This window comes from Arthrobacter sp. Y3221159 (assembly GCF_059089885.1).
Map to the genome: position 1 here is coordinate 1 of NZ_JBNHFC010000040.1, position 6,458 is coordinate 6,458.

General features: G+C 63.1%; 12 protein-coding genes. 9 read left to right on the forward strand and 3 right to left on the reverse strand.

Going from position 1 to position 6,458, the window contains the following annotated elements; genetic code table 11:
- From AC5RT3_RS20445 to AC5RT3_RS20475, 7 genes are all read left to right on the forward strand, one after another.
- Positions 1 to 362: gp53-like domain-containing protein (locus AC5RT3_RS20445; protein WP_494125085.1), on the forward strand; the 362-nt coding region annotated here is incomplete at its 5' end.
- A 30-nt stretch (positions 363 to 392) separates the two neighbouring features.
- Positions 393 to 704 carry a hypothetical protein gene (locus tag AC5RT3_RS20450; RefSeq protein ID WP_494125086.1) on the forward strand — a complete coding sequence of 104 codons (312 nt, stop codon included), beginning with the start codon at positions 393 to 395 and terminating at the stop codon, positions 702 to 704.
- On the forward strand, positions 697 to 1,614 hold the full coding sequence (locus AC5RT3_RS20455) for a hypothetical protein (RefSeq protein ID WP_494125087.1): 918 nt from the start codon (positions 697 to 699) through the stop codon (positions 1,612 to 1,614). Before AC5RT3_RS20450 ends, AC5RT3_RS20455 begins: the two co-directional genes overlap by 8 nt.
- Positions 1,611 to 2,534 (forward strand): hypothetical protein, encoded by a 924-nt coding sequence (locus AC5RT3_RS20460; RefSeq protein WP_494125088.1) that lies wholly within the window; start codon positions 1,611 to 1,613, stop codon positions 2,532 to 2,534. Before AC5RT3_RS20455 ends, AC5RT3_RS20460 begins: the two co-directional genes overlap by 4 nt.
- The gene (locus AC5RT3_RS20465; protein ID WP_494125089.1) at positions 2,534 to 2,746 is read left to right on the forward strand and encodes a hypothetical protein; all 213 of its coding nucleotides are present in this window, start codon (positions 2,534 to 2,536) and stop codon (positions 2,744 to 2,746) included. Before AC5RT3_RS20460 ends, AC5RT3_RS20465 begins: the two co-directional genes overlap by 1 nt.
- A gap of 70 nt (positions 2,747 to 2,816) precedes the next feature.
- Entirely contained in the window at positions 2,817 to 3,305 is a 489-nt protein-coding gene (locus tag AC5RT3_RS20470) for a hypothetical protein (protein WP_494125090.1), read from the forward strand.
- Positions 3,306 to 3,314: 9 nt separating this feature from the next.
- A complete protein-coding gene (locus AC5RT3_RS20475; RefSeq protein ID WP_494125091.1) occupies positions 3,315 to 4,568 on the forward strand; it encodes an SGNH/GDSL hydrolase family protein in 1,254 nt (417 codons plus the stop codon).
- On the opposite strand, the gene AC5RT3_RS20480 is transcribed toward AC5RT3_RS20475, so the two are convergent.
- Positions 4,558 to 4,713 (reverse strand): hypothetical protein, encoded by a 156-nt coding sequence (locus AC5RT3_RS20480; protein ID WP_494125092.1) that lies wholly within the window; start codon positions 4,711 to 4,713, stop codon positions 4,558 to 4,560. The genes AC5RT3_RS20475 and AC5RT3_RS20480 overlap by 11 nt on opposite strands.
- 80 nt (positions 4,714 to 4,793) lie before the next feature.
- On the reverse strand, positions 4,794 to 5,054 hold the full coding sequence (locus tag AC5RT3_RS20485; protein WP_494125093.1) for a helix-turn-helix domain-containing protein: 261 nt from the start codon (positions 5,052 to 5,054) through the stop codon (positions 4,794 to 4,796).
- 146 nt (positions 5,055 to 5,200) lie between these two features.
- On the opposite strand from AC5RT3_RS20485, the gene AC5RT3_RS20490 reads away from it, so the two are divergent.
- Positions 5,201 to 5,815 (forward strand): hypothetical protein, encoded by a 615-nt coding sequence (locus AC5RT3_RS20490; protein WP_494125094.1) that lies wholly within the window; start codon positions 5,201 to 5,203, stop codon positions 5,813 to 5,815.
- Between the two features lie 4 nt (positions 5,816 to 5,819).
- Here the strand turns inward: AC5RT3_RS20490 and AC5RT3_RS20495 are convergent, their stop codons facing one another.
- Positions 5,820 to 5,960, reverse strand: a complete 141-nt coding sequence (locus AC5RT3_RS20495; RefSeq protein WP_494125095.1) for a hypothetical protein — start codon at positions 5,958 to 5,960, stop codon at positions 5,820 to 5,822.
- Between the two features lie 95 nt (positions 5,961 to 6,055).
- On the opposite strand from AC5RT3_RS20495, the gene AC5RT3_RS20500 reads away from it, so the two are divergent.
- Positions 6,056 to 6,370: a hypothetical protein gene (locus AC5RT3_RS20500; protein WP_494125096.1), complete on the forward strand. Its 315-nt coding sequence runs from the start codon at positions 6,056 to 6,058 to the stop codon at positions 6,368 to 6,370.
- Positions 6,371 to 6,458: the final 88 nt, after the last annotated feature.

Genomic DNA, 6,458 nt, shown 5'->3' on the forward strand with positions numbered 1-6,458 from the left:
TGCCGCTGCACGCCACGGGAAGCCCACTGTTCGGCAGCCTCGGCGTGGGCCAGAACTTCCTGGTCCAGGCCGGTTCGTTCGTTGGCAAGACGGACGGTTCAGGGTTTGAGCGGCTTACCTTCCCCGTCGCGTTCCCTAACGGACTACTTTCGGTGGTCCTCATGAACGGGGACGGCTGGTCCTCCGGGCCCGGTGTCTCGTTCGCCGCCGCCGGCAACGTCACCGTGAACGGCACACAGAATTTTTGGGGCCAGTCCGGTTACGGGTCCAAATCGGACCTTGTCTACGAGGTCCGGGACGCCGGCGGTGCCCCGGCGCTCAATAGGCCGCACCGGGTCAACTGGATCGCTTACGGCTGGTAATACTGCCAACCATCAGGGAGGACCAATCGTGTGGACGCAGGGACCATCACCGCGGTCGTCGGTGCTCTCGCTGCCCTCGGTGCCGGGATCAAGTACCTCATCGATCGGGTGGACAAGAAGCGCGAACGAAGGGAGGCGGCCGTGGAGGCCTTTCTGAAAGAGCAGTACGCGAAGCTCGAAGCTGACCGGCAGCGTGAGCGGGCCGAAGCGCAGGCGCGGGAAGCTCGGCTCACCCGCTACAACAGCCGCATCAAGGCTGCCGCGGGCAAGTGGCGGGAACAGTTGATTCACAACAACATTGCCCCCGAACCCGCGGACTGGCCGGAGGATACCGATGAGTGAGTTCGAAACCCAGCTTGCCCGGTTCAAGGAGGACGCCAGGCGTTCGCGTGTGGCGTCCAAGCGGATGTCCCTCGGGCTCCTCGCGCTTTCCCTGCTGCTGGCCATCGCGGTGGCCGTCCTTTGCTGGTTCGTTGCCGACAATTACCGTCTGGCCGTGGAGAACGCCGAATACGGAGCAACGCAGGAGATCCAAAAGAAGGGCCTTGCCATTGAGGCCAAGGAGGCGTTCTGCGATCAGGGTAAACCGCAAACGGACGCGGGCGCGGATACCTGCGAAAAGCTTGAGCAGGAGGCCGCGAAACCGGCCGATTCTCCGACCATTCCGCCGGCACCGCCCATCCCAGCGGTGGGCGGAGTGGTCACTGCTCTGCAGATCCGAACCGCCGTGGACGACTACTGCGCCCAGAACGGTTGTCAAGGAGCAGACGGGCGGACACCATCCCCGGCTGATGTGGTCAAGGCCGTAGCGGAGTTCTGCAAGGACGGCGCATGCAAGGGTGAGGCCGGCATCCCGGGTATCCCTGGCACTCCAGGCGTGGCCGGGACGCCCGGAAAGGACGCCCCACCGATCACCGTCGAACAGCTCGCCGTGACCGTGGCCGCGTACTGCGCTACCGGCTTGTGTGTTGGGCCTGCTGGTGCACCCGGCCAGAGCGCTACGGCCGAACAGATCAGTGCTGCCGTCACGGAGTATTGCGCTACCGGGGTTTGCCAAGGGCCGCCGGGACCTGCCGGCGCGGACTCTACTGTTCCCGGCCCAGAGGGCAAGCAGGGCCCGGAAGGGCGTGGTATTCGTTCCGCTTTCTGCGGCGATGACGGCCGCTGGACGATCACTTACACGAACGGCGAAACATCAGACGGCGGTCAGTGCCGCACCCAAATCACACCACCAATTGGGGGGACACCATGAGTGACATACGCGAAGACTGGCTAGCCTCCGTCGTTGGGCAGGCGCTGAACCCTGACCGGTTCGCCGGCAACCAATGCGTGGACGCTGTGGATCACTTCGGGCAGTTCATCTTCGGGATCCCGTGGCAGCAGTGCGTGGGCGGCGTCATCGGCGCGAAGCAGCTACTCGACAGGGCCCCGGACGAATACTGGATCCGGATCGACTATTTCCACGGCTTCGTCCCGCAACGGTTCGATGTTCTCGTGTATGCGGGCGACCAGTACAACCAGTGGGGCCACACGGCCATCACAGAGTCCGCGGACAAGATCGGCATTAACGTCGTCCAGCAGGACGGTTTCGCTGCGCCTCACCAGTTCGTGGACGGCAACTGGTACAGCGCGAAGCCGGCGCACCGCGCACGCCTAGCCTACTCGGCCCGCGGCACAGGCCCTCTCCTGGGCGTCCTTCGACCCCGCCCGGAAAAGCTCATCAGCGGCGGACTTAAGTACAGCAGCGAATCCATCACCCCAGCATCCAAGGAGGATGACGTGGCTACACCCGAACAGATCGACAAGATTGTCACCGCTACTAATAAGGGCACGCAGGCCATTGCGAATCAGCTCTTTGAGGAACTCCTGAAAAAGCTGCCTCCCGGAGTATGGGGCTACAAGAACGGCGAGGAACGAGACGCCTACCAGATCCTCCGCGACGTCCCCGCGGACACTTGGAAGCACCCCATCGACTGGCGTGACCCTGAAACGGGAGAGCTGAAGCAGGATGCCACCACTGCCGAAACGCAGCTGAGCTTCCTCGACACCAACACCTCCCGCATCCTGGCCAAGGAATCACCGGCCTCCATCGCCGCCAAGATCGACGCCGCCGGCCTCGCCCGAGAGGTTTACGCCGAGATCGGCAAACTGTTCCAGGAAGGGGCAAAGTAATGGGTGACCACGTCGCAACGGAAACCCCGAACCGTTGGATCCATGACCCAAAGGTTCGGAACTACGCCTACAAGGTGCTGGCCGCGGCCGGCCCTGTCGCGCTGCTGTATGGGTGGCTGACGGCTGAGGAAATCGCTGTGTGGCTGGGACTCGGCGCGACGATCCTGGGCACCCCAGCGGGCACGCTGGCGGCCGCTAACACCCCGAAGTAACCCATCCCCGCCTATCCCCGCAGCGCCTCGAGGGGCGCTTTTTTCATGCCCGAGATGAAGGAGCGCCCCTGTGGCCTACACCTATGACCCGATCTTCGCCGCTGACCCGTCTAACGCCCAGAACGTGGCGGTCAGCGCGTCGATCACGATCTTCGACCCGAACGACCCGACTAAGGCGCCTGTTGCCATCACGGATGTGACCGGGTCCCCTCTTCCGAACCCGATCACGGTGAATGAGAAGGGCTTCGGCCCGGCCTTCATGCACGCCACCCTGGACCGGGTGGGCTGGTTCGGCGCCGGCTTCGAGAACTACTTCACCGCCTATGAGGGCATGAAGAACGAGGCTGTGGCTGCCCGCCAGGCGGCGCAGGCTGTACAGGCGCAGGCCGCCGCAGGCGCGTTCAAGGGAGAAACCGGGCCGCCAGGCCTCCAAGGACCCCAAGGCCCGGCTGGGATCTCAAACATTGCTCTGGACACTGACGGTGTCCCCTATTTTGCAGCCGGCTCGAACGCCGTCCAAATCCTTGCCGACACTGACGGCGCACCCTACTACGTCTAGGAGACAACCATGGTTCAGCCAACAAGTAAGCGCCTCCTCACTGAGGCCAAGGCTGGCGAGCATGCAGCCGATCGCGGCACGCCGCTTGGAGCGGCACTTTCTGCCACTTATGGGCAACTATCCCTCGCCCAACCAAATCCTACGATTGCGCTCTTGGGAGACTCGCTGACGGCGGCCAACTTCACTGGCACAGAAAACGAGTCCTATTCCACGCGTGGTCCATGGACATGGGCTGCAGCTTCGCTCGGACGCCGCCTGACGCTCGTGGGAGGGAACCATGGCGTCAGTGGCGAGAAGACAGACCAGATCCTCGCCCGCGTCGGGAACATCACCGCGCTCAAGCCGGGGTGGTGCCTCGTTGAAGGCGGGACAAACGACGCCAAAAACTCATACACTGCTGCCACCACGAAGGCCAACCTCCAAGCCATCTACGAGACGTTGATCCGGAACGGGATCAGGGTCATCGCCATGAACATCCCCCCGTTCACAGGCTGGACGACAGCCCAACAGGCGTTCGTGTTCGACGTGAATGCATGGATCAAGTCCTACGCAGAGTCGAACCCGGGAGTTGTGTTCGTGGACCAGCACACCCCGCTAGCGGACCCTAGCACCGGGGCTCCGCTGTCTGGCGTGACCTACGACGGAACGCACTACTCGTCCCTCGGGGCAGCAGCCGTAGGTAAGCGCATCGCCGCCGCACTGTCGGTCGTCGTCCCACCAAGGGATACTCTCATCACCAGCCCTATCCAGACGGGCATCATCACGGGCAACCCGTTCATGACCGGGAATGCCTCGGGTGTCGCTACCGGCTGGCAGGTGGTCCGCCTTAGCCAGGCCGCATCCTCCGCAACCAAGAGCAAGGTCGCCCGCGCCGACGAAGTCCCCGGGGAGTGGCAGCAGGTCACGCTGGCCGCGACAGACGTTGACGTGATGCTGTTCCGAACGGCCAATTCCGGTTTCATCGCCGGTACGGATCAGGTCCATGCGTTCGCGGAGTTCCAGACGGACAACGACTGGGTTGGCACGACGAGATTCCGCATCTCCCTGCGTTTCCGCGATGCCGGGTACGCGCTGCTTAAGAACCCGACCGACTTCTCAATCACCGACCCGTCCTTCCCGCTGGCCTACAGGCCCGCGTCAGGGATCCTCCGGACCCCTAAGTGGACCATCCCGGCAGGCACGACTCTTATCGAGTTCTGCGTGGAGTTCGTCGGCACGTCCGGTACGTTCCGCATCGGCCGTGCAGGGGTTATCAAGGCCTAGTAGCGCGGTCCTGCTCGGCAAGGTCAGCCCACACGGACATCTCTTCCGTGTGGGCTGCAAGAGCCGCCTCGGCAGCGGCGCGAGTCTCATCGCTCACCAACGGGTCCTGGCTCAAAGCTTCGATGAGTGCGGTCAGTTCCTGCATGGTTCCCCCTAGAAAAGTCAGGCCATAGCGGCCCGCGAGTAAGCCCCAGTATAGGGCTCCCATAAGACCGGTTAAGTTCACTACGTGCCGGAGGCCAGGGCTTCATCGGCTTGGGCCATGAGGTTCGGTAGCGGAATCCCAAGGGCTGCGCTGATCTTGCGGAGTTGGCCGAGATACGGTTGGCGTTTCGCGTTCACCACACGGGACAGGGTTGCCCGGGGAATCTCTGTCTTGCGGGCTAGGTCTGCGGTGTTGATCTCCGATGCGTCCATGGCCGCCCGGATGATTCTCATGACTGCTTCGGTGTGGTCATCGGGGTCTGGTCTTGTTCCTGTAGGCATGTTGCGATAGTTCCGTATGGCACGGGAGTTAGCAAGCGAAAGGACCCACTTCTTCGGAGGTGGGGCTTTCCGGGGTTTCCGGGCGGTACAGTAGCTCCGGGAAATTTCCCGTCAACTACTGCATTTTGGGGGACGCCGTGGCGCGCTTGAACAACCTCTTCCAACGGATGGCCGATAAAACAAACCCTTGGGACGACACCGGCATGGGTAGCTCCTACCGGAAGCGTGTACAGGTGAAAACTACTTCGGACTTGAAGGCATTCGGCGAGGAGTTGGCCGCGGGCGGGCAGGTCGTCTACAAGGTGAAGGGCGTTTCGAGGACGCTCGATGAGATCGGCGGGATGACGGACGCCCAACTCAATGAGGTTTCCATCGTCGTCTATCCCGCGGACGTATCTCCCTCTGACACTGAGGCGCGCTGGCTGCTGACAATCACCATCAACAATTCCGGCCACTCTGCATCTGCGCCTGGCAGGTTCTACATGGCACTGAACCGTAACCACCAAGTCCTCCTCGACAATCACCGGGCGGCACTGCTCATGGACAGAGCGAAGGAGGTCGCCGAGGCCTGCACGAAGGGCGTCCGGTGGTGGAGGAGGTCCTACCCCGTGGTCAAGACCATCACCAAGGCCGCGGAGGAGCAACGCACTCACGAAAAAAAGGTCCGCCGCCAATCTGCTTGGGTGAGCCTTCTCGTAAGTGCTCCCGTAGGCTTTGGCAGCGCCTGGCTGCAAGCGGTACTTACGCCCGCCGGACAGTAACCTCCTACCGCTCGGCCCGGATGGTCTGCAGTGCCCAGCCTTCGGGTACCTGTGCAGTGAGCTGGGCGCGGCCTTCCTCGTAGGAGTTGGCTTCGATCTCGATGGTCTGGGTTTCTTTGGAGCGGATCACGCCGATAATTTTCACTGCTCCACATTAGCGCCCAAGGCGGTTGCTTAGAGTTATCCACACGGCGCCCCATCTCTTCGGAGGTGGGGCGCTTTTCGTGGTTTAGTGGCGGCATGGGTCTCTTCGACACGCCAACCAAGTTCGTCCTAGACGGCACCGAATACGAGTACGCCGACCTGGCGCCAGAGCTGGACGTTGGCCGGGTGACGAGGTTCGAGCACCGCACCGAGCCGGAGGTCATCGCCCAGGTCCCGCTGGTAGGCGGCGGCACGGTAGAGGTCCACGGCTATGCCACCTTCTACACCCAGGACTGGGTGGACCTTGTCTGGACGGACGACAAGCAACAGCACCTCAACTGCTGGGTCCCGGCCGCCGACGTCCGCCGCCCCGCGCCAGGCGAGTGGCGGGGCCGGTACGTCCAGTTCTAGCGGGCCAGCGCAGCGGTTGCGATGGCGGCGCCGGACTGTCTGGACGAGGGCATGAGGTGCGCGTACCGGGAGTCCGTGGTCAGGGTGG

What these genes read in the sequence shown, in the direction of transcription:
- AC5RT3_RS20455 (WP_494125087.1), top strand. Translation starts at nt 697, where the DNA reads ATGAGTGAGTTCGAAACCCAGCTTGCCCGGTTCAAGGAGGACGCCAGG.
- AC5RT3_RS20460 (WP_494125088.1), top strand. Translation starts at nt 1,611, where the DNA reads ATGAGTGACATACGCGAAGACTGGCTAGCCTCCGTCGTTGGGCAGGCG.
- AC5RT3_RS20465 (WP_494125089.1), top strand. Translation starts at nt 2,534, where the DNA reads ATGGGTGACCACGTCGCAACGGAAACCCCGAACCGTTGGATCCATGAC.
- AC5RT3_RS20475 (WP_494125091.1), top strand. Translation starts at nt 3,315, where the DNA reads ATGGTTCAGCCAACAAGTAAGCGCCTCCTCACTGAGGCCAAGGCTGGC.
- AC5RT3_RS20480 (WP_494125092.1), bottom strand. Translation starts at nt 4,713, where the DNA reads ATGCAGGAACTGACCGCACTCATCGAAGCTTTGAGCCAGGACCCGTTG.
- AC5RT3_RS20485 (WP_494125093.1), bottom strand. Translation starts at nt 5,054, where the DNA reads ATGCCTACAGGAACAAGACCAGACCCCGATGACCACACCGAAGCAGTC.
- AC5RT3_RS20500 (WP_494125096.1), top strand. Translation starts at nt 6,056, where the DNA reads ATGGGTCTCTTCGACACGCCAACCAAGTTCGTCCTAGACGGCACCGAA.